This window comes from Mesorhizobium sp. P2_F8 (genome assembly GCF_056403655.1).
Window position 1 is genome coordinate 72,961 of record NZ_JBFUFB010000011.1, and the last position, 19,987, is coordinate 92,947.

The 19,987-nt window shown below is 62.0% G+C and carries 22 protein-coding genes and 1 pseudogene; 12 read left to right on the forward strand and 11 right to left on the reverse strand.

Annotated elements, in window-relative coordinates; translation table 11 throughout:
* Window positions 1-102: 102 nt before the first annotated feature.
* The 5 genes and pseudogenes from AC1DZP_RS25395 to AC1DZP_RS25415 all read left to right on the forward strand — a co-directional run bounded on the left by AC1DZP_RS25395 (window position 103) and on the right by AC1DZP_RS25415 (window position 4,133).
* The gene (locus AC1DZP_RS25395) at window positions 103-735 is read left to right on the forward strand and encodes a PAS domain-containing protein (protein ID WP_477228507.1); all 633 of its coding nucleotides are present in this window, start codon (window positions 103-105) and stop codon (window positions 733-735) included.
* Between the two features lie 116 nt (window positions 736-851).
* Complete coding sequence (locus AC1DZP_RS25400; protein WP_477306179.1) at window positions 852-1,469, forward strand: PilZ domain-containing protein; 618 nt, start codon at window positions 852-854, stop codon at window positions 1,467-1,469.
* 280 nt (window positions 1,470-1,749) lie between these two features.
* Window positions 1,750-2,358 carry a transglutaminase-like cysteine peptidase gene (locus tag AC1DZP_RS25405; protein ID WP_184870668.1) on the forward strand — a complete coding sequence of 203 codons (609 nt, stop codon included), beginning with the start codon at window positions 1,750-1,752 and terminating at the stop codon, window positions 2,356-2,358.
* Window positions 2,359-2,699: 341 nt separating this feature from the next.
* Window positions 2,700-3,449, forward strand: a pseudogene (locus tag AC1DZP_RS25410) (NYN domain-containing protein).
* Window positions 3,450-3,572: 123 nt separating this feature from the next.
* Window positions 3,573-4,133, forward strand: coding sequence for an ankyrin repeat domain-containing protein (locus AC1DZP_RS25415; RefSeq protein WP_477306182.1), 561 nt, complete (start codon window positions 3,573-3,575; stop codon window positions 4,131-4,133).
* Between the two features lie 40 nt (window positions 4,134-4,173).
* On the opposite strand, the gene AC1DZP_RS25420 is transcribed toward AC1DZP_RS25415, so the two are convergent.
* Window positions 4,174-4,701 (reverse strand): gamma carbonic anhydrase family protein, encoded by a 528-nt coding sequence (locus AC1DZP_RS25420; protein WP_477306183.1) that lies wholly within the window; start codon window positions 4,699-4,701, stop codon window positions 4,174-4,176.
* A 20-nt stretch (window positions 4,702-4,721) separates the two neighbouring features.
* Entirely contained in the window at window positions 4,722-5,063 is a 342-nt protein-coding gene (locus AC1DZP_RS25425) for a DUF6949 family protein (protein WP_457152792.1), read from the reverse strand.
* Window positions 5,064-5,184: 121 nt separating this feature from the next.
* On the opposite strand from AC1DZP_RS25425, the gene AC1DZP_RS25430 reads away from it, so the two are divergent.
* Window positions 5,185-5,916, forward strand: a complete 732-nt coding sequence (locus AC1DZP_RS25430; protein WP_477306185.1) for a hypothetical protein — start codon at window positions 5,185-5,187, stop codon at window positions 5,914-5,916.
* A 63-nt stretch (window positions 5,917-5,979) separates the two neighbouring features.
* Here AC1DZP_RS25430 and AC1DZP_RS25435 read toward each other — a convergent pair whose 3' ends face one another.
* The 3 genes from AC1DZP_RS25435 to AC1DZP_RS25445 form a co-directional block, all read right to left on the reverse strand.
* Window positions 5,980-6,183: a DUF3126 family protein gene (locus AC1DZP_RS25435; protein ID WP_006200852.1), complete on the reverse strand. Its 204-nt coding sequence runs from the start codon at window positions 6,181-6,183 to the stop codon at window positions 5,980-5,982.
* A 152-nt stretch (window positions 6,184-6,335) separates the two neighbouring features.
* Window positions 6,336-7,184, reverse strand: a complete 849-nt coding sequence (gene cysE, locus AC1DZP_RS25440) for a serine O-acetyltransferase (RefSeq protein WP_095091679.1) — start codon at window positions 7,182-7,184, stop codon at window positions 6,336-6,338.
* A gap of 286 nt (window positions 7,185-7,470) precedes the next feature.
* Window positions 7,471-8,109, reverse strand: coding sequence for a VOC family protein (locus AC1DZP_RS25445; RefSeq protein WP_477306187.1), 639 nt, complete (start codon window positions 8,107-8,109; stop codon window positions 7,471-7,473).
* Window positions 8,110-8,319: 210 nt separating this feature from the next.
* Here AC1DZP_RS25445 and AC1DZP_RS25450 point away from each other — a divergent pair, with 210 nt between their 5' ends.
* On the forward strand, window positions 8,320-8,952 hold the full coding sequence (locus tag AC1DZP_RS25450) for an HD domain-containing protein (RefSeq protein WP_477306422.1): 633 nt from the start codon (window positions 8,320-8,322) through the stop codon (window positions 8,950-8,952).
* Here the strand turns inward: AC1DZP_RS25450 and AC1DZP_RS25455 are convergent.
* From AC1DZP_RS25455 to AC1DZP_RS25465, 3 genes are all read right to left on the reverse strand, one after another.
* Window positions 8,931-9,698, reverse strand: a complete 768-nt coding sequence (locus AC1DZP_RS25455) for an alpha/beta fold hydrolase (protein WP_477306189.1) — start codon at window positions 9,696-9,698, stop codon at window positions 8,931-8,933. The genes AC1DZP_RS25450 and AC1DZP_RS25455 overlap by 22 nt on opposite strands.
* Before the next feature lie 20 nt (window positions 9,699-9,718).
* Window positions 9,719-10,282 (reverse strand): DUF192 domain-containing protein, encoded by a 564-nt coding sequence (locus AC1DZP_RS25460; RefSeq protein ID WP_457152788.1) that lies wholly within the window; start codon window positions 10,280-10,282, stop codon window positions 9,719-9,721.
* Between the two features lie 215 nt (window positions 10,283-10,497).
* On the reverse strand, window positions 10,498-11,094 hold the full coding sequence (locus AC1DZP_RS25465; protein ID WP_477306191.1) for a cold-shock protein: 597 nt from the start codon (window positions 11,092-11,094) through the stop codon (window positions 10,498-10,500).
* Between the two features lie 208 nt (window positions 11,095-11,302).
* On the opposite strand from AC1DZP_RS25465, the gene AC1DZP_RS25470 reads away from it, so the two are divergent.
* Together AC1DZP_RS25470 and AC1DZP_RS25475 are read left to right on the forward strand one after the other, a co-directional pair.
* Entirely contained in the window at window positions 11,303-11,743 is a 441-nt protein-coding gene (locus tag AC1DZP_RS25470; RefSeq protein WP_095090732.1) for a VOC family protein, read from the forward strand.
* Between the two features lie 139 nt (window positions 11,744-11,882).
* Window positions 11,883-12,176 carry a DUF2218 domain-containing protein gene (locus AC1DZP_RS25475; protein WP_477306193.1) on the forward strand — a complete coding sequence of 98 codons (294 nt, stop codon included), beginning with the start codon at window positions 11,883-11,885 and terminating at the stop codon, window positions 12,174-12,176.
* Window positions 12,177-12,181: 5 nt separating this feature from the next.
* On the opposite strand, the gene AC1DZP_RS25480 is transcribed toward AC1DZP_RS25475, so the two are convergent.
* Both AC1DZP_RS25480 and ilvA read right to left on the reverse strand, forming a co-directional pair.
* The gene (locus AC1DZP_RS25480; RefSeq protein ID WP_477306194.1) at window positions 12,182-12,742 is read right to left on the reverse strand and encodes a DUF1697 domain-containing protein; all 561 of its coding nucleotides are present in this window, start codon (window positions 12,740-12,742) and stop codon (window positions 12,182-12,184) included.
* 15 nt (window positions 12,743-12,757) lie between these two features.
* Window positions 12,758-14,014 (reverse strand): threonine ammonia-lyase IlvA, encoded by a 1,257-nt coding sequence (gene ilvA, locus AC1DZP_RS25485; protein ID WP_095090734.1) that lies wholly within the window; start codon window positions 14,012-14,014, stop codon window positions 12,758-12,760.
* 203 nt (window positions 14,015-14,217) lie between these two features.
* Between ilvA and AC1DZP_RS25490 the strand changes: the two genes are divergently transcribed.
* The 3 genes from AC1DZP_RS25490 (at window position 14,218) to AC1DZP_RS25500 (ending at window position 18,098) form a co-directional block, all read left to right on the forward strand.
* On the forward strand, window positions 14,218-15,621 hold the full coding sequence (locus AC1DZP_RS25490; RefSeq protein WP_477306197.1) for an aminopeptidase P family N-terminal domain-containing protein: 1,404 nt from the start codon (window positions 14,218-14,220) through the stop codon (window positions 15,619-15,621).
* Between the two features lie 98 nt (window positions 15,622-15,719).
* Window positions 15,720-16,793, forward strand: a complete 1,074-nt coding sequence (locus AC1DZP_RS25495) for an alpha/beta hydrolase (RefSeq protein ID WP_477306199.1) — start codon at window positions 15,720-15,722, stop codon at window positions 16,791-16,793.
* Between the two features lie 141 nt (window positions 16,794-16,934).
* A complete protein-coding gene (locus AC1DZP_RS25500; protein WP_477306200.1) occupies window positions 16,935-18,098 on the forward strand; it encodes an alpha/beta hydrolase in 1,164 nt (387 codons plus the stop codon).
* A gap of 24 nt (window positions 18,099-18,122) precedes the next feature.
* Here AC1DZP_RS25500 and ade read toward each other — a convergent pair whose 3' ends face one another.
* Complete coding sequence (ade, locus tag AC1DZP_RS25505; protein WP_477306202.1) at window positions 18,123-19,940, reverse strand: adenine deaminase; 1,818 nt, start codon at window positions 19,938-19,940, stop codon at window positions 18,123-18,125.
* Between the last annotated feature and the right edge of the window lie 47 nt (window positions 19,941-19,987).

Consider the following 19,987-nt stretch of genomic DNA (forward strand, 5'->3'; position numbering starts at 1 on the left):
GCTGGCACGCTTCCTGCTCCGCAACGCATGTAGGTCATCGGAGGGCGCCCTTTCTGTTCACCGATGGGACATCAGACGACAGATTGCGCGGAGCAGAATAGCATGAACCAGAACGGATCGATCACGCTGTTCCAATATTGGAACCGCCTGCGTGACGGACGCCCCGCCCCGAAGCGTTCGGAGGTCGAGCCGGCCGACATCAAGTCGCTGCTGGCCGATACGTTCATCCTGGAAAGGGACACGCGCGGACAAGCCGTCTTCCGGCTCGCCGGCACCAGGCTTTGCGCCTATTATGGCCGTGAGCTCAAGGGGTTTTCCTTTCCGTCGCTGTGGCGCGAGAAGGATCAGCGGCTCGTCTCGAGGCTGATCCATGGCGTCTTTGACCAGAAGTCGGTCGTGCTCATCGCCTTCGAGGGTTTCAGCCGCAACGGCCGTACCAACAAGTTCGAACTGCTCGCCTTGCCGCTTGACGGCGGTGTTGAAAATCCGCGCTGCCTGGGCGTGATAAGCGCCGTGGAGAAGCCCTTCTGGCTGGGTGCCGATCCGATCACCGACGCGTTGATCGATTCGATTCGCGTCATCGATCCGGAGAAGGAACTCCTCAACAACCGTCCGGCGATCGATGTTCCTTCGCTCGTTCCCGACGAACTCGCGACACCCGAGACGATATCAGCGCTAGGCCGCGCGCGCCGCATCCGCCATCTCGTCGTCTTCGATGGCGGACGCGAGGAATAGGGGCCAAATCTCGCCGCAACGGGGCCTGCTTTCCCCTTTGTTAACCCTTATTGTTGTACTTCTCCGATGAAGTTCCTCGCATCGACGCGCGGGATGCCAAACGAGGTGTGGCAGTCATGAGGTCAGCGGCGGTCGACTATGCGCCGTCCCAAGCTGAAAGGCGTAACTTTCAGCGCGTCCGGGTCAAGATTTACGGGCGCTTCATGCTGGAAGACCGCACCGAACACCCCTGCCAGGTCGTCGACATGTCACCGGGCAATGTAGCGCTTCGCACCGAACGCATTGGCATGCCGGGCGAAAAAGTCATCGCTTATATCGACCATATCGGCCGCATCGAAGGTGTCGTTACGCGCACCTTGCAGGACGGTTTCGCGATGACCGTTATCGCGTCCGACCGCAAGAAGGACAAGCTTGCCGCGCAGTTGACGTGGCTTGCCAACAAGCACGAACTCGACCTGCCGGAAGACCGTCGGCACGAGCGTGTCGCGCCGCGCAATCCAACCAGCGTGCTGCAGCTCACCGACGGGCGYCAGTACCAGTGCCGYATCATCGACCTGTCRYTKTCSGGCGCSGCGRTCGAGATCGACGTCAAGCCGGCGMTCGGSRTCCAGGTCAYGCTCGGCACGATGCGCGGGCAGATCGTCCGCCATTTCGAGGACGGCGTCGCCATCGAATTTGCCGTCATCCAGCGTCCCGAAACGCTCGATTCCGAATTCAACACCCCGCGCGCCTGACAAGGCCTGAAGCACTCCGGGAAACCGGCCCTTAGCGGCCGGTTTTTTTGTTTTTCAAGCCCAGAAGGAGACGCTTCGACAATCCGAGGCCATTTCCTACTGGGCCGCATGACATAGAGGCTCGCGGAGCGCCTCGCCGCAAAATTCAAACAATTCAATACTCAAATGATTCAAATTTTACGCTTATTCTACTGGGGTTTTACTCAATATCTACTTCGCACTTTTGCCCCAAATAAATCCACATGTGGCAATGTCTCCTTCGAACGGGGAGACTACCGGAATGAAGAAGACGAGGGGCAAGCTGTTGCTGGCGGCAATGGCGATGCAGCTTACCGCTTGGGGATCAGCATATGCCGCGGGACCGGCCTATATGCACACCGGCGGACGCACCACGCAGCCTGTTGGCCATTATGAATTCTGCCAGCGCATACCTGGCGAATGCAGCGAACGGACGCCCAAGGGCCCGCCGGTCGAACTGACGCGCAAATTGTGGGCGACGATCGTCAGCATCAACAATTCGGTCAACGCAAGGGTCAAGCCGCGCACCGACATGGAAAATTACGGTGCCGAGGAATATTGGGCCTATCCCGACAATGGCTATGGCGATTGCGAGGACTACGCGCTGGAAAAGCGCCGCGAATTGATGAATGCGGGCGTGCCGGCCGGCAATCTGCTGATGACGGTCGCGCGCCAGCCGAACGGCGACGGCCACGCGGTGCTGACCGTGCGCACCAGCCTTGGGGAATTCATCCTCGACAATCTTGAAACCAAGGTGCTCGCCTGGACGGACACGGACTACACCTATCTCAAGCGCCAGTCAGACCAGAATTCCGGTGTTTGGGTGACGATCAACGACGGCCGTTCAGACGCGGTCGCCAGCGTCCGCTAAGGCATGTCGCTCAAAAGTGGCCCCCGTTTTGAGATAACGGCATGCATAAACTAGAGGTCAAGCGCGTCGCATGAAGGCGACCGCTTCAGGAGAAACCCGGTCGAGTCCCCACCCTCCCCGTCCCCAACGACCGGGTCAAAGGAGCCGGCCCCGTCCCCGGGCCGGCTCCGCCATTTCTGGGATAATCTTTTGATACCCCGATAAAGGCACAATTCCAACAGCTTAGATTTCGATTTGCGGCTTACTTCTGCTACAACGGCAGAGTAGTGAACCGCGGTTGGTGATGAGTTTCACCAGCTACAGTTCGAAACTCGAGAGTGCGTCAGCCCAGGAAGTGTCGCATGCCGACCGAACCCCGATCACCGCGCCTTGCGGTTCTTATCGACGCCGACAACGCTTCGGCCAAGATTGTCGACGGCCTGTTCGAGGAGATCGCGAAGATTGGCGAAGCCAGCGTCCGCCGCATCTACGGTGACTTTTCAAACGTCCGGTCGAAGGGATTGGGCTGATGTCTTGTCAAAGCATGCGATTATCCCGCAGCAGCAGTTCGCTAACACCATCGGGAAAAACGCGTCCGATATCACACTGGTGATCGACGCCATGGACCTGCTTCACAGCGGTCGTTTCGACGGTTTCTGCCTGGTCTCTTCCGACAGTGATTTCACCCGGCTTGCTGCGCGCATACGCGAACAAGGCGTCGACGTGTTCGGGTTTGGGGAGCAGAAAACGCCGGAAAGTTTCCGCAAGCATGTCGGCGTTTCGTCTATACCGAAAATCTTCTGCGCGGCACCGCAAACACTCACGATAGTGCGCCCGCAGCCAAGCCGCTTCAAGTGCCCAGTGCCGCGATTCCCATGCTCAAGAAGGTCATCGGCCAGATGGAAGGCGAGGATGGTTGGGTACATCTCGGAACCTTCGGACAACGGCTATCAAACCTGTTTTCAGATTTTGATCCCCGCAGCTACGGTTTCAGCAAACTGAGCGATCTGGTGAGGAATACAGACGCATTTGAAATCGAAATCCAGGGCGGAGCCATGCGAATACGGACCAAGCCTACGGCTGGGAAGAAGGTAAAAAAGAAAGCCGCTTAGCGATGCCTAGAGGGTCATAGGTGCCATCGACCCGCCAATCGCGTCAGAACATCAAGACTGCCTTTCCACGGGCAGGAGATCGAGGCACTATAGGCCGTTGGTTTCGCCTTCTGGATCACGGCGATGTTGGAAATCCCGGAAGATCGATGCGAGCGCCATCGCCTGTTCAAGGTGATCGACGATGCCTTCAAGGCCGGCGATTTCGAGGGCCTCGGCGTGGCCTTGGGCGGCTCGCCCTGCTGGTTCGACGAGCGCATGCCGTTCGAACTCGGCCTCGGGCATCCGCTGGAATATGCGATCTATTGGAGTCCCTTAGGCTTCATCTCGACTTTGCTGGATGCGGGCTCGGATCCGAATTATCAGGATCACGGTGGATTTCCGGCAATCATTGCGGCGCTATCCACCGACCGGGCCGACAGACTGGAAATCGTGCGGGTGCTGATCGAGGGTGGCGCCGACCCCAACATGCGGGGCGTGAACGACTGGACGCCGCTTCACTATTCGGTGGCCATCCGGAGCGTCGAGGCGATCGGCCTGCTTTTGGCGGCAGGCGCCGACCCCGCGCTCGAAACCCGCATCGATGACTACAGGACAGCCGCCGAGGAAGCCGACATTGCCGGCTTTGAGGCTGGCGCTTCCCTGCTGCGCGATGCGATGGCCAGGCGCAGTTCCAACCGACGGTGAGTTGGGGCGCGATGAAACCATCGGCGTGCGAGGTCTCGCCTCAAACCTTCTTCAATCCCGCCTTGAAGCGCTTGCCATTGGCGACGTAATGCGCGGCCGAGCCGCGCAGTCTGGCAACGGCCGCCTCGTCCAGCACCCTGATCGCCTTGGCCGGCGAGCCGACGATCAGTGAATTGTCAGGGAATTCCTTTCCCTCTGTGACCAGCGCACCGGCGCCAACCAGCGAATTCCTGCCGATCCTGGCGCCGTTCAGCACGATGGCGCCCATGCCGATCAGGCTGTTGTCGCCGATCGTGCAGCCGTGCAGCAAGGCGCGGTGGCCGATGGTGCAGCCTTGCCCGATGGTCAGCGGGAAGCCCGGATCGGTGTGCATCACCGTGTGTTCCTGCACATTGGTGTCGGCACCGATGACGATCGGCTCATTGTCGCCGCGGATGACGGCGCCGAACCAGAAGCCGGCATTGCGGCCGACGCGCACGTCGCCGATCAGCGTTGCGTCGGGCGCGATCCAGTTTGAGTCCGCATCCGTGAAGCTCGGCTCCGTTCCATCGATCGCGTAAAGTGGCATTTTTTGGTCTCCGAATCGTCTCAGCCCGGAAGGCTGGAGCCTAGGAGACCGATCGTCCAGGAGGCAATGGCAAGCACGACGACGCCCAGGGCCAAAGACCAGGCGATGGCCGTGCAGCCGCAGGACATCAGCGCCAACGTCGAAATGCGGCGCTCACGCCGGGCATCGAGGGCGTCGTTGACCAACATGAAGGGGCCCGCACAAGCGGTGGCGAGCAGCGAGCGCAGCAGATGCGACGGCGACACGTAGGGCTCAGTGAAGGCGACCTTGCGGCCCGACACCAGTTCCATCATCGATCCAGCTAGCCCGCAGGCTGTCATCCCGACGACAAAAGCGAATACGGTGAGTTCCAGCGTGCCCATCTTAACGTTCCATTTACCATGAAATTGCACAGTCGTTCCATGAAGGCTGCAAGAGCCGTGCCGCGCGATGTGTGCCGCCCAAGGACACCCAAGGGCGGACGGCCGATATCCGAGGACTGAGATGAAGCAGGCAGCGATCAGCGACGGCCCCCAACTCACCGTGGTCGATTCCATGCTGATGAAGCGGGTGTTCTACGCATTCGCGGCGCTGGCGCTGCTGTCGGTAGCGATCAGCCTTGCCGGCAAATGGTTCGGCCATTCGATCGCCATGGCCGGATACACCGACGACGCAACGATCCATCAGGTGGTGATCGGCAACAATGTCATCGCGGTGCCGGCCAACGTCATCCGTTTCGCCCAGGCCCGGCGCGACGGCATCGCCTCGCGGCTCGACCTCTATCTGCGCTATCCCCAGATGGACGGCTACAGCGAGCCGGCGCGCGACGATTTCAATCACATGGGAGCGAGCAGGAACATCATCTTCCTGTCCTTCGAACAGCAGATGATGTCGCGCGACATGAGCGGCCGCTTCGCGCCGATCTACAGCGCGTTGATCATCCAACCGGGCATTGCTGGCCCCGGCGGCACGACGGTGTACGGCTTCAACGAGAAATCAGGCTACCTGAACGAGGTGCTGGTTGTCGGCAAGCGCCCTGGCAAGGACCCGTTCGTGGCCCGCTGCCTGAGCGGGCCGAGTGCCGAGGAATCGCTGGCGCCCTGCGAGCGCGACGTCCAGGTCGGCGACGAACTCAGCCTCACCTATCGCTTCCCCAGGGAGTTCCTAGGTGATTGGCAGGCGCTCGACGCGGCAATCGCCGGCCAAGCCGCGCGCTTCCTGAAAAGAGGACATTAGGAGGGGAAACCGGGCTGGCCGGCCGCATTCGAAGCGGAGCCGGCCGAGCGCAGGATTGCTGGCTCAGGCCAGGTCGATGTCGAGGATCGCCATCGAAAAATTGTAGTCGCCGTCGTCCTCGTCCTTGAAGACGATGCCGAGGAACTCGTCGCCGACATAGACCTCGGCCGAATCTTCCTTGCGCGGCCGTGCCTTGACCTCGAGCTTGGGGTTCTGGAAGACGCGCTTGAAATAGGCGTCCAGCTTTCTGATTTCGTCGGGCTTCAACAGTCTTCTCCGATCATCGGGCTTGCTCGTTCGAACGCGCTTCTGGCACGTCGACAATGGCGATGTAAAGGCAAGCGGCCCGATAACACGGGAACAATCGCCCGCTCCTTCCCACCGCCGGCACCCGGCCGCAGGCAGCGGGCAGATGAAAATCAGATGTCGAAGCTGACGACCTGATCCATCGTCTGCGACGGCAGAAGCTGGTCCATCTGGCGCGACGGCTGATCGCAGCCCGTCTCGCCGACAACGCGGGCCGGCACGCCGGCAACCGTCTTGTTGTGCGGTACAGGCGACAGCACCACCGAGCCTGCCGCGATCTTCGAGCAATGGCCGATTTCGATGTTGCCCAGGATCTTGGCGCCGGCGCCGATCAACACGCCGTAGCGGATCTTGGGGTGACGGTCGCCGCCGGCCTTGCCGGTGCCGCCCAGCGTCACGCCATGCAGGATCGACACATCATCCTCGATGACCGCGGTCTCGCCGACGACGAGGCCGGTGGCGTGGTCGATGAAGATGCCCTTGCCGATGCGGGCGGCCGGGTTGATGTCGGTCTGGAAGACCGAGGACGAACGGCTCTGCAGATAGAGCGCGAAATCCTTACGGCCCTGCTTCCACAGCCAATGCGCCAGCCGATGGGTCTGGATGGCGTGAAAGCCCTTGAAATAGAGCACCGGCATGATGAAGCGGTCGCAGGCCGGATCGCGGTCGTAATAGGCCTGGATGTCGACGCGCACGGTCGTCGGCCAGTCCTTGTCGTCGGCCAGCATCGACTTGAAGGTCTGGCGGATGAGATCGGAGCCGATGTCCTGATGGTCGAGCCGCTCGGCCAGCCGATGGATGACCGCCTCTTCCAGGCTGTCCTGGTTGAGGATGGTCGAATAGAGGAACGCGGCGAGCAGCGGGTCGCGGTTGACTGCCTCCATCGCCTCGTCGCGGATCGAGCGCCAGATCGGATCGACCGGCTGCAATGCGCTCTGTCGGGAAATGCTGATGCTGTTCATCGCCGTCTCGTCCTGCGTCCTGCCGGGCTGGCCTGTTGTGCTCGCCTTGTCGGGCCGCACATATAAGCCAGATCATAGCACGATTGAACTCAATTTTCCTTAGTGCAATGTCAAATGGATTTGGTTCGCGGGAATTCAAGCGGCCATGGAAAACGAACCCTTGATCGACGACGCGCCGAACAAGCGACCCTTCCGCGCTTGACCCTGCGGAAAGCATGGCGATCAGATGGCCTGCGAGCCCAAGTGAACCGCGACGTCGATGGCGCCGCGCTACCATGGCCGCCGGTCAAGTCGGCAGCGGCTTGCCGGCCTGTTCGGCCACCATGTATTGCGCGTACCAGTCGGGCCAGTTTTCATCGCGCTGTCCGCCGGTCCGCGTCTCGTGCTCGCCATGAGCGGCCGCCGCACGCCGCAGCGCGGCGGCAAGTTCGGTCGATGAGGTGAATGTCGTGTCGTGCGCATCCACGCGCCCAGGCAATCGCTGGGTGATCTCCTGCAGCAGCCAGTTGTTGCCGTCCGGGTCGCTGAACGAGGCAAAGGAGGAATAACTGCGCCCCTCCGGATCTCTGCCGCTGATCGGCGGCTGCCCGGGGGCCGCACGGTGAAACACTTCGCTCGCATCGACCCCGCGCGCCACCAGTTCGGCACGTGCCGCCACGATATCCGACACCACGAGATAAAGTCCCTTTGCCGAGCCTGGCGCGGCGGTCGTGAGACCCTTGCCAAAATGGATCGAGCATGGCGAACCCGGGGGCGTGAACTGTATGACCCGAAACGCATCGCCAACGATGAAGTCGGCGTCCAGCCTCCAGCCCAGGCCGCCATAAAAACGCTTGGCCCGATCGGTATCCGAAACGGAAATGATGACGGCCTCCAGCTTCATGTCGATAGTCCCCGGTCTGGAGGTCTCGGTTGCGGTGGTCATGTCAGGCTCCTTGGGTTTGAGTGCTTTGAAAATGACAACAAGCGTCCGAGCGGGTGACCGTGTGGATCCTGCTCATGCCAAGTAGCTTCCCGCCATCATGCGAATTGGTCAATCGGCTGCGGCACCATGACTCCCCCGACGCCTTCCGCTATGCCGTGTTTTGGCCCAGGATGCCGGGAGTATTTCATCGGGTGGATAGTGACGCCGTTTCTGGAAAACGAACCCTTGATCGACGACGCGCTGAAAAGTGAGCTTTCGGCGCTCTACGCCGCGCAAGACCGCCACTATCACGACCTTGCCCATATCGAGGCGATGCTGGGCCTGGCGGGCGAGTATCGAGGGTTGCTCGGCGATCCCGAAGCCGTCGAAGCGGCGATCTGGTTCCATGATGCCATCTATGACAGCAAGGCCAAGGACAATGAGGCGCAAAGTGCCGCCCTTGCCGAGCAAAAGCTGGCAGGCCGCGTCGAGGCTGGGCGCCTTGACCGCATCTCAGCGATGATCGTCGCCACCGCCACGCACCAACTGCCGTCGTTTGACGACGCGACGGCAGTACGGGACGCCAGCCTTTTCCTCGACATGGATCTGTCAATCCTGGGTGCTGCGCCGGATGCCTTCGATGCCTATGAACGCGCTGTGCGGCGCGAATATCACTGGGTTGAGGAGCCGATCTGGCGGGCCGGCCGCAGCGCGGTCCTGAAGAATTTCCTCGCCCGTCCGCACATCTTCCACACCGAAGAGTTTCGCCAGCGCTTCGAGCCGCGGGCTCGAGCTAACATGGCGCGGTCGTTGGAGGCCCTTACGCCCCCGCCGCCGTCCGCTCAGAGTGGATTTTCGGCATAGAATTCCAGCACGCGTTGCTTGAAGGTCTTGTCCCCGACCGCCAGCATATGGTCCCGGCCCTCGATGTGAAAGGCCCTGGCGTTCGGCATCAATGCCGCGAGTTCGTCCGGCGAGCCGCCAATGTCGTCCGTCGTGCCGACGGCGATCAGCGTCGGCTGGGCAATGCGCGCAAGATCGTCCTCGCTCAGCAATTCTCTCGACCTGGCGATACAGGCGGCCAGCGCCCGGCGGTCGCTGCGCGTCTGGTCGGCGAAGGCGCGAAACGATCGCCCGCGCCGATGACTGGTTGCCGTGGGGTCGTCGGCGAGCAGGGCCGCGGCGATCGGATCCCAATCGCCGACGCCGTCGATCATGCCGATGCCGAGGCCGCCGAAGACCAGCGTCGCCACCTTGTCCGGATCGGACAGCGCCAGGAACGCGGCGATGCGCGCGCCCATCGAATAGCCCATGACATGGGCGCGCTCGATGCCGAGATGGCCAAGCAAGGCGGCGGCATCCGACGCCATCTTGTCCGGCGTGTAATCGGCCTCGTCATAACTCTTCGACGACGATCCGTGGCCGCGATTGTCGAAGGCGATGGCGCGGTAACCGGCGTCGTTCAGCGTCTTGAACCATCCCGGCGATACCCAATTGACATAATGGGTCGAGGCAAAGCCATGGATCATCAGCACCGGATCGCCCTCACCCGACGCCGGCTGGCGGTCGAGGAAGGCAAGATCAAAGCCGTCATGGGTGAAAACCTGCATCAGCGATCCCGCCTGTGCACTCAACCGGCACCGCCGTTGGGCGCATCGCCATTGTCCGATGGCGGCACGCCCGGACCAGACGCCGTGCCAACGGCCGGATGGCGTAACAGGTCGCCATACTCGATGCCGTTCCTGGCGGCGGTGCCAGCTTTGAGCTCCAGCACGAAACGCACCGGCACGCCAGGCGAAATGATGGCCTCGGATTGCGGCTCGCCGTGCTTGATCGCCCGGATCTTACCGTCCTGGCCGACAAAGATCAGATCAAGCGGCATCGGGGTGTTCTGCATCCAGAAGCCAACCTGCTGCTGGATATCGAAGACGAACAACATGCCATGGTCGTCCGCCATGTCCTGGCGGTACATCAGCCCAGCCTCGCGCTCCGCGGCGGTGTTGGCGACTTCGATGGAAAAAGAACGATCGCCGCCTTTCGTCACCACAACCAGCGGCGCCGGATCGACAGGAAGGATCATCGCCCGGCTGTCGGCCGCGGTCGGCCGGTCGGAATAGAAGTAAGCACCCGCGGCCACGACCACGGCGACAATGGCGCACAACACACCCGCCGTCAGCCAGTTCCTGTAAGCCATTCAAAATCCTCGACCGGAAATTGTCCTGGAGCACGTCGCCTCGGATCAGGCTCGTGGGCATGCCTTTGGGCGACATGCATTAGACCACGATCCCGAAAAGTGGAACCGATTTTCTCGGACAAACGGAAACCGCATGTCCAGAGATCATGGTCAAACAAAGAAGAGATAGAGCGCCATCCCGATCTGTCGGGATGGGCCACTTTTGGGCGACTGAATTAGTGCGAGACCGGTAAGGTCCCCATGTCGGGGTGAATCTCGGCGGCCATAAGGCCTTTGTCGCCGCGCCCGAAACGAACCAGCACGACTTGCCCCGGTCGAAGCTCGGTGATGCCGTAACGGCGCAAGGTCTCCATGTGGACGAAGATGTCCTCGGTGCCCTCGCCGCGGGTCAGAAAACCAAACCCCTTGGTGCGGTTGAACCATTTCACCAAAGCGCGTTCGAGGCCGCTTTCCGGCGTCACCGCGATATGGGTGCGCTGCTCCTGCATTTCGGCAGGATGGATCGCGGTGGTGACGTCCATGGAGAGCACCCGGAAGGCCTGCAATCCGCGATCGCCCTGCTTGACGAGGCAGACCACGCGTGCGCCCTCCAGGGCCGTCTGGAAGCCGTCCTTTCGAAGACATGTCACATGGAGAAGGATGTCGCCCGAGATGCCGTCATCTGGAAGGATGAAACCGTAGCCCTTGGCCACATCGAACCACTTGATGGCGCCAGCGACTTCGAGCAGATCGGCAGCATCGCCGCCTTCGTCACGATGCAAGGCGTCGCCAAGGGTTCCGTTCCGCCCCGTGAAAGAGGCCTTTTCCCCCATAACAATGCCCCCTTATTTTTCAAGAACACCGCAACTGATTCTTGACACCAGATTAACACCGCGGCTTCCGGTGTGTGCAAGACCTGACGTGCCTTTTTTGGGGGAATACCGGATTTGTTCTTTGCCGGCATTGCGCAGTGCCGAACGATTGCCCTTTGAGCGGGTCGACCCTATGTTGCGCCGCAACGCAATTCATCGAGGAAATCACATGCGCTATCTGCACACCATGGTCCGCGTCGCCGACGTCGACGCCTCGCTCGATTTCTACTGCGCCAAGCTCGGCCTCAAGGAGGTGCGCCGCTACGAAAACGAGCAAGGCCGCTTCACGCTGATCTTCCTGGCCGCACCGGAAGACGAGGAGAGCGGCGTCAACGAAAAAGCACCGCTGGTCGAACTGACCTACAATTGGGATCCGGAAGACTACAAGGGCGGGCGTAATTTCGGCCACCTCGCCTATGAGGTCGACGACATCTACGCCACCTGCCAGCATCTGATGGACAATGGCGTCACCATCAACCGGCCGCCGCGCGATGGCAACATGGCCTTCATCAGGTCGCCGGACGGCATTTCGATCGAGCTCCTGCAAAAGGGCCCGGCCAAGGCCAAGGCCGAGCCTTGGGCTTCAATGGCGAACACCGGCAGCTGGTAGGCCTCGATCCGGGCGAAAGATCGCCCGGCAGCCTTTGGCGTTTTGCGCGACGGCGCCTATCTACCCGGCTGTCGCGCCAGCCTGGCAAGCCAGGCGCCATGTCAAGCAATGGGCGCCTGCCCTCCCGGAGAGTTCACTGATGCCGACCAGCCATGCCGATGTCGCCACCGAATATGCCAGCCGCTATTTGCAGCAGCTGTGCAAGCACTGGGCGCACAAATTCCCCGTGGAGTTCGATCCGCTCCATGGCACGATCGATCTTTCGCTCGGCCGCACGGTGATGGATGCCGATGCGAGCGCGCTGCACATCACGGTGTCGACCGAGGAAAACGGATCACTCGAGCGGCTGGAAAGCGTCGTCGCCGATCACATCAAGCGCTTTGCTTTTCGCGAAGAACTGACCTTCGACTGGAAGCCCGCCACGGCAGCGTAACCGGCCTAAGCTCCGCCTGCCTGACCGGCCATCGCCAGCAGAGCCAACACCGAGCGCCAGTTGCGCGCGGTGCCCGGCACTTTCAGCGTGCGCGGGATCAGCCCGGCAAAAACCGATTTGCCGAGCCCGTCCGGCGCGTGCAAATAGAGCACGTCGCCCTTGATCAAGAACCGTTCGGGACCGGTGCACTTTTCGGCCAGCCGCGCCACCTCATCGCCGGTCGGCTCGCGCTCCAGCACATAGGCGTGGAGCTTCGTGTGGTCCGCGGCCACTTCCGGATAGGGATTTTCGCTCACCAGCCGCTCGAACCAGCCGAGATCGCGCACCATGATGCGCGAATGGAATCCCCACTTCTTCTCGAAGGCTGCTTCGATCTGTTTCGTCAGCGTCGCCGTGTCACCCTTCTTCGCCCGAAACACGGCATTGCCGCTCTGCACATAGGTGGCGACATCGGAAAATCCGAGGTCCTGGAAGAACGACCGCAGCTCCGCCATCTTGACGATGCGGTTGCCGCCGACATTGATGCCGGAAAACAGCGCAACGAAGCTTTTTCCCTGATCAGTCATCTGATCATCGATCACTCATATGATGAACCCGGCCAGCGTCTCGTTGTCGGTGATATCCTGGTACTGGACGCCTTCGGCCTCGAAATTCGCCTTTAGCAGGTCGAAATTGCGGCGATCCTTGGTTTCGATGCCGATCAGCACCGAACCGAAATTGCGGGCCGATTTCTTCAGATATTCGAAGCGGGCGATGTCGTCGTCGGGCCCAAGCATTTCAAGGAAATCGCGCAAGGCGCCCGGCCGCTGCGGAAAGCGGATGATGAAGTATTTCTTCAGGCCCTCGAAGCGCAGTGCCCGCTCCTTGACGTCCGGCAGCCGCTCGAAATCGAAATTGCCGCCCGAAACCACGGCGACGATCGTCTTGCCCCTGATCTCCTTCCTGGAAAAATCCTTCAGCGCGTCGATCGCCAGCGCGCCGGCCGGCTCCAGCACGACGCCTTCGACATTGAGCATCTCGATCATGGTGGCGCAGAGCCGGTTCTCCGGGATCAGCCGCACCATGTCGGCTGGGAAATCCTTGAGATGCCGCAACGGCTCGCGGCCAATCTCGGCGACCGCCGCGCCATCGACGAAATTGTCGACCTTGGCGAGCTTCAGGCGCTTTCCGGCAATGAGGCTCTCCCGCAGGCTAGGCGCACCGGCCGGCTCACAGAAGACGAAGCGGGCTTCGCGGCCCTGATCGGCGAAATAATGGGTGACGCCTGCGGCGAGCCCGCCACCGCCGACCGGCAGCATGATGATGTCGGGCATACGGGCGCCCGGCATCTGGTCTGATATCTCATAGGCAACGGTCGCCTGGCCCTCGATGATGTCCTTGTGGTCGAAGGGCGGCACCATGTGGGCGCCGGAACTTTCGGTGAATTCGAAGGCGGCGCGGTAGCAATCGTCGAAAAAGTCGCCGACCAGCCTGATCTCGACGAAATCGCCGCCGAACAGCCTGGTCTTGTCGATCTTCTGCTGCGGCGTCGTCACCGGCATGAACACGACGCCTTTCTTGCCGAAGTGGCGGCAGACGAAAGCGAAGCCCTGCGCATGGTTGCCGGCGGACGCGCAGACGAACAGTTCAGCCTCGTTGCCGGCCGCAAGCGTCTTGCGGAAGAAATTGAAGGCGCCACGGATCTTGTAGGAACGCACCGGCGACAGGTCCTCACGCTTCAGCAGCACCCGAGCCCCGGTCTTTTTCGACAGGTAGTCGTTCTCCTGCAGCGGTGTTTCCGGAAAGATCTGGCGGATCGCGGCGGCAGCGGTGGCCACACGGGAAGAGAAACTGTTCATCGGAAAACCACCTTGCACCGCCTGTTATCCGCAGACCTCTATCATCGATCGGGCCGCGCTCCGGCTGTTGTTGCACGCGCTGCCGTCGTGCGGCCGATCCCGCCTATTGCATATCCGGGGCCCCGACGCCATTGTCCTGCCAGTCTTGCCCCTCTGCAACGGGCATTCGCAGAATCCTTGCAAGCACTTGGAGGCGTTTGTTCATGCCTGTCGCATCGGTCGGCCTGAAATCCATGTCGCTGCCGGAATTCGGCGAGCCGACGGTGATGCCGCTGGTTGCGCGCGCCACCCACGAAGCCCGCATCGCGGCGCTGACGGCACTGGGCGCCAAGGCCGGCCTCGATGCCTTCGCCATTTATGGCGACCGCGAACACGCGGCCAATGTTGCCTATCTCTCGGGCTATGATCCGCGCTTCGAGGAAACGCTGCTGATCATCGTTCCCGGCAAGCAGCCAAGGCTTCTCGTCGGCAATGAAGGCTGGGGCTATGCCGAACTCTGCGACGGGCCATACGAACGTGTCCTCTACCAGACGTTCTCGCTGCCGGCTCAGCCGCGCGACCGCTCGGACGCGCTGCCCGACATCCTCGCCGATAGCGGCCTGAGGCCCGGCCAGCGCATCGGCGCGGTCGGCTGGAAACCGTTCGGTGCAGGCGATGCAGGTCTTGGCGAGATGGCGCTCGACATGCCCTCCTTCATCGCCGATACGCTGCGCGCGCTTGTCGGCGACAAGGGCGCGGTCGTGAACGCGGCCAATCTGCTGATGAACCCCGCCGACGGGCTGCGCGCCATCAACGAGGCCGACCAACTGGCTGCCTTCGAATTCGCCGCGACCTTCACCTCGCAGGGGTTGCGCAATGTCCTGCAAGGCATCGAACCCGGCATGACCGAATTGCAGGCGGCCCGCTTGATGGGCATGAACGGCTTGCCGCATGGCTGTCATCCGATGCTGTCGGCGGGCAAGCGTGCCGCCTATGGCCTGCCCAGCCCGCGCCTCGACATCATCCGGCGTGGCGACCCGATCACCATGGCCTATGGCATCCAGGGTGCGCTCAATGCACGCGCCGGTTTCCTCGCCGAGGAGGCATCCGAACTTCCGCATGCCATCCGCGACTATGTCGAAAGACTGGTCGCGCCCTATTTTGCCGCTGTCGTCGACTGGTACGAAGCGATCGGCATCGGCACCACGGGAGGCACGCTGTGGAAAGCGGTGCATGACCGCATAGGCGATCCCTTCTTTGGTGTTTCACTCAATCCCGGCCATCTCGTCCATATCGACGAATGGATGCATTCGCCGGTGTTTTCCGGCTCCGACATCAGACTGCGATCGGGCATGGCGCTGCAGGTCGACGTCATCCCGGCGACCGGCAGCCCCTATTTCACCACCAATATCGAGGACGGCATCGCGCTCGCCGACGAGCCTTTGCGCGAGGAGATCGCGGCGCGCTATCCCGAGGCCTGGAGCCGCATCGAGGCGCGACGCGGCTTCATGGCGGATGTACTCGGCATCCGCCTTAAGCCGGAGGTGTTGCCCTTCTCCAACATTCCGGCGTTTCTGCCGCCGTTTTGGCTTTCGCGCAACAGTGCGATGACTGTGACCGGGCGCTGACCACATTTCGGCTGGACGCGACTTAGTTCTGCCGCACTCTGGCTGTCCGGGATGTCGCGGGGGTAGGCAGGCCTTTTGGCCGGAGTTGGAATTTCTGAGTGCCTTTGAAGAATATGTTTGCCATTGTCCTTGCCTTGCTCGTCGCCGGCTGCGCCGGTACGCAAACACAGGAACTGCTTGGTAGCGCGATCGTCGCGACGCCGGTGACGGAGATCGCCGGCAACCACAGCATCTTCATCGCCACGACGCGCAAGAAATCCGACGATCCCAACAAGGTTTTCGACGGTGAGCGCTCGGCCACGCTGAATTACGCCCGCGTCACCGTCACGGTGCCAGGCTCCCACCAGACCGGCCAGATCGAGCGTCGGTCGCGCGGCAAATCCGACGACCCAGCGAAATATTTCATGGCGTCCGAAGTCGTCGGCTACGACGCACAGCCGAAGTTCTCCAGCGCGCTCAACGCCGACATCGCGGCGCGGGGCGGCCGCGTCATGGTCTTCGTTCATGGCTACAACACCGGCTTCGATGATGCCGTCTACCGCTTGACCCAGATCGTCCACGATTCCGGGTATCCGGGCACGCCGGTGCTGTTTTCCTGGGCCTCCGGCGCCAAGACCACCGACTATGTCTATGACAAGGAAAGCGCCAGCGCGGCCCGCGACCAACTCGAAGTGACTTTGAGGATGCTGGAGCAGTCCGGAGCGCGGCGGATCGACATCGTCGCCCATTCGATGGGCACCTGGGTGACGATGGAAACGCTGCGCCAGATGGCCATCAGCGGCGACCGCGATCTCGGCGGCAAGCTCGGCGACGTGGTGCTGGCCTCGCCCGACATCGATGTCGATGTGTTCAAGAGCCAGATGAGGCGCTACGGCAAGCCTGACAAACCATTCATCCTGCTGTTGTCCGACGACGATCGGGCACTGAGGCTCTCCGGCCTGATTGCCGGCTCGCGGCCACGCGTCGGCGACTACAAGGATGCCGCCGATCTTGCCTCCTACGGCGTGACCGTGGTCGATCTTTCGAAGGTCAAGGGAAGCGACAGCTTCAACCACACCAAATTCGCCGACAATCCCGAACTGGTGAAGATGATCGGCCAGCGGCTGCGCGACGATGACGGCTTTGCCAGCGATCGCGACGTGACCGATCGCATCGGCCTGCTCGGAAAATAGACGAAATCCCACGATTTTGCCGTGCCTGTTCAGCACCGCAGACGTCTAGGCGCACTTTGAACTGGACCGCGCCGCCCTCTGGCTTTATCGGAATATCCAGCGACGTCATGCGTTTGACGTCCCCCTTTGCGGAGCCGGCGTGTGACCGTGCGTTCGAAGAGCTACCTTGTCGTCGCATTCGCGCTCGCTGTCACCGGCTGCGCCGGCCAGAAAACCCATGATCTGCTCAACAAGACGACGATCACGGTGCCCGCTTCCGACATCGCAGCGACGCATGAGATCTTCGTTGCCACCACCCGGCAGAGGGCAACAAAGAACCCGCGACAGGTCTACGACGGCGACCGTTCGCTGACCACCAGCTTTGCCCGGGTCGACGTGACCGTTCCCAGAAGCCATCAGCTCGGCGCCATCGAGCGGGTCAAGGGATCCGCAAACAGCAATCCGGCCAAGGATTTCACCGCCAAGGACGTGACCTTCTATGAAGGCGCGCCGCAATTCACCGAGGCGGTCGGCGCCGACATCGCCATGAGCGGCGGACGTGCACTGGTTTTCGTGCACGGCTTCAACAACGGCTTCGACGACGGCATCTATCGGCTGACGCAGATTGCCCACGACACGAAATATCCCGGCACTCCGGTGCTGTTTTCCTGGGCGTCAAGCGGCAAGACGACCGGTTATATCTACGACAAGGAAAGCGCCAACGCGGCACGCGACGACCTCGAGGCGACGCTCAGGATGCTGGCCAAGACGCGGGTCAAGAGCATCGACATCATCGCTCACTCGATGGGAACCTGGGTGACGATGGAAGCGCTGCGGCAGCTCGCCATCACCGGCGATCGCGATCTCGGCGGCAAGCTCGGCTATGTCGTCCTGGCGTCGCCGGACATCGATGTCGATGTGTTCAAAAAGCAGATGATCCGCTACGGCAAGCCAGACAAGCCGTTCGCCATCCTGCTCTCGGGCGACGACCGCGCGCTCAAGCTGTCTTCCCTGATCTCTGGCGACAAGCCGCGCGTTGGCGATTACGGCAATGCCGCCGACCTTGCCAGCTATGGCGTGGTCGTGGTGGACCTGACCAAGACCAAGAGCGGCGACCGTTTGAACCATGCCAAATTCGCCGACAACCCGATCCTGGTGCAACTGCTCGGCGACCGGCTGCGCACACCGGCCGCTCTACGAGCGGACGAGCCCGACGCGGTGCGGTTCGATGACCTAGGCCAGGGTATAGGCAAGGCCGTCGGCTCGGTCGCCGAGGTCGTGATCACCACGCCGTTCAAGGTGCTGACCGTCGGCGCTGGCGGGTGATCCGCCGAGCGCCGACGGCTGATCTCAGACGAAAAGATCGACCTTCTGGAACGTCGTCACATCGATCAGCCCGACGTCGGAAATCCTCAGTTCCGGAATGACGACCAGTGCCAGCAGCGAGTGCTGCATATAGGCGTTGTTCAACGAACAGCCCATCTTGCGCATCGCTTCGGTCAGCTTCTCGGCCTTGGCGGCGACGATTTCCGCCCGCTCGTCCGACATCAGCCCCGCGATCGGCATTTCGACCAGCGCCAGTTCCTTGCCCTTGGAGAACAGCACGACGCCGCCGCCGACCTCGCCCAGTCGATTCACGGCCAGCGCCATGTCCTGCTTGTTGGTGCCGACAACGATGATGTGGTGCGAATCGTGCGCCACGCTGGAGGCCATGGCGCAATCGCCCATGTAGCCGAAGCCGGAGACGAAGGCGTTGGTGACGCCGCCTGTGCCCTTGTGGCGCTCGACCAGCGCGATCTGGCAAATATCGTTGCGGCGATCCATGGCGACCAGCCCGTCCTCGACCGGCAGATCCGCTTCCAGTGCACGCGTCGGCGCCTGGTTCTCGATGACGCCGATGACGCGTACGCGCACCTCGTTGGCGCCCTTGGGAGCCGCGATGTCGAAGTCGCCGGCCTTGAGTTTCTTGCCGAGCTTGACGGTGTTCTTGGCCGTCTTTGGGTAGTCATAGGCCGGAATGTCGATTTCGAGCTTGCCGCCCTTGGCCAGCCTGACGCCACGAGCGTAGACCTCATCGATGGTCATCGCGGAGAGATCCGAGACGATCAGCAGGTCGGCCAGCCGCCCCGGCGCGATCGAGCCGATCTCGCGCTCGAGCTTGAAATGCTGGGCGGTGTTGAGCGTCGCCATCTGGATTGCCGTTACAGGCTTCAACCCTTGCTGGATGGCGTGCCGCACCACCCGGTCCATATGGCCTTCATGGACCAGCGTACCGGAATGGCTGTCGTCCGTGCACAGGATGAAGTTGCGCGGATCGATGCCGCTCTCGGTCACCGCCTTGATCTGCGAGGCGACGTCATACCAGGCCGAGCCCAGCCGCAGCATCGCCTTCATGCCCTGGCGCACGCGCGCAATGGCATCCTCGGCCCGCGTGCCCTCGTGGTCGTCTTCCGGCCCGCCGGCGACGTAGCCGTGGAACGGCAGGCCGAGATCGCGCGAGGCATAGTGTCCGCCAACTGTTTTCCCCGCTTTCACGGTCGCCGCGATCTCGCCAGACATGACCGGGTCGTTGGCGGCGACGCCGGGGAAATTCATCACTTCGCCCAGCCCGATGATGTTTTCCCAAGTCATCGCTTCGGCGACATCGGCGACCGTCAGCTCGGCGCCGGCATGTTCCAGCCCTGGTGCCGAAGGCACGCAGGACGGCATCTGCACATGCACATTGACCGGCATCGCGACGGCTTCGTCATGCATCAGCCGCACGCCGGGCAGGCCCAGCACGTTGGCGATCTCGTGCGGATCGATGAACATCGAGGTGGTGCCGTGCGGAATGACGGCGCGGCAGAACTCGGTGACCGTCACCATGCCGCTCTCGACATGCATATGCGCGTCGCAAAGGCCGGGAACCAGATAGCGCCCGCCGGCGTCGACCACCTTTGTGCCCTGACCGATGGCATGGCTGGCGTTCGGCCCGCAATAGGCGAAGCGCCCGCCGGCAATGGCGATGTCGATCCCGGCGATGATCTCGCCAGAATGGACGTTCACCCAGCGGCCGTTGCGGATGACGAGATCGGCGGGTTTGCGGCCCATGGCGACATCGACCAGCTGCGTCGCCATCTCGGTCCAGGGTTTGGGTTTCGTCGCATGCGCCGATGCCTTCTTGGCCATGAAAGACTCCTGTTTGCCCGACTGTGCCAAGCCGGTGTGGTTTTGAC

Excerpts from the sequence above, each read along its gene's own strand:
- ilvA (WP_095090734.1), bottom strand. The coding sequence starts at position 14,014 with ATGAACAGTTTCTCTTCCCGTGTGGCCACCGCTGCCGCCGCGATCCGC.
- AC1DZP_RS25465 (WP_477306191.1), bottom strand. The coding sequence starts at position 11,094 with ATGGGGGAAAAGGCCTCTTTCACGGGGCGGAACGGAACCCTTGGCGAC.
- AC1DZP_RS25395 (WP_477228507.1), top strand. The coding sequence starts at position 103 with ATGAACCAGAACGGATCGATCACGCTGTTCCAATATTGGAACCGCCTG.
- AC1DZP_RS25430 (WP_477306185.1), top strand. The coding sequence starts at position 5,185 with ATGAAGCAGGCAGCGATCAGCGACGGCCCCCAACTCACCGTGGTCGAT.
- AC1DZP_RS25460 (WP_457152788.1), bottom strand. The coding sequence starts at position 10,282 with ATGGCTTACAGGAACTGGCTGACGGCGGGTGTGTTGTGCGCCATTGTC.
- AC1DZP_RS25475 (WP_477306193.1), top strand. The coding sequence starts at position 11,883 with ATGCCGACCAGCCATGCCGATGTCGCCACCGAATATGCCAGCCGCTAT.
- AC1DZP_RS25445 (WP_477306187.1), bottom strand. The coding sequence starts at position 8,109 with ATGACCACCGCAACCGAGACCTCCAGACCGGGGACTATCGACATGAAG.
- AC1DZP_RS25490 (WP_477306197.1), top strand. The coding sequence starts at position 14,218 with ATGCCTGTCGCATCGGTCGGCCTGAAATCCATGTCGCTGCCGGAATTC.
- AC1DZP_RS25470 (WP_095090732.1), top strand. The coding sequence starts at position 11,303 with ATGCGCTATCTGCACACCATGGTCCGCGTCGCCGACGTCGACGCCTCG.
- ade (WP_477306202.1), bottom strand. The coding sequence starts at position 19,940 with ATGGCCAAGAAGGCATCGGCGCATGCGACGAAACCCAAACCCTGGACC.
- cysE (WP_095091679.1), bottom strand. The coding sequence starts at position 7,184 with ATGAACAGCATCAGCATTTCCCGACAGAGCGCATTGCAGCCGGTCGAT.
- AC1DZP_RS25405 (WP_184870668.1), top strand. The coding sequence starts at position 1,750 with ATGAAGAAGACGAGGGGCAAGCTGTTGCTGGCGGCAATGGCGATGCAG.
- AC1DZP_RS25480 (WP_477306194.1), bottom strand. The coding sequence starts at position 12,742 with ATGACTGATCAGGGAAAAAGCTTCGTTGCGCTGTTTTCCGGCATCAAT.
- AC1DZP_RS25425 (WP_457152792.1), bottom strand. The coding sequence starts at position 5,063 with ATGGGCACGCTGGAACTCACCGTATTCGCTTTTGTCGTCGGGATGACA.
- AC1DZP_RS25455 (WP_477306189.1), bottom strand. The coding sequence starts at position 9,698 with ATGCAGGTTTTCACCCATGACGGCTTTGATCTTGCCTTCCTCGACCGC.
- AC1DZP_RS25420 (WP_477306183.1), bottom strand. The coding sequence starts at position 4,701 with ATGCCACTTTACGCGATCGATGGAACGGAGCCGAGCTTCACGGATGCG.
- AC1DZP_RS25415 (WP_477306182.1), top strand. The coding sequence starts at position 3,573 with ATGTTGGAAATCCCGGAAGATCGATGCGAGCGCCATCGCCTGTTCAAG.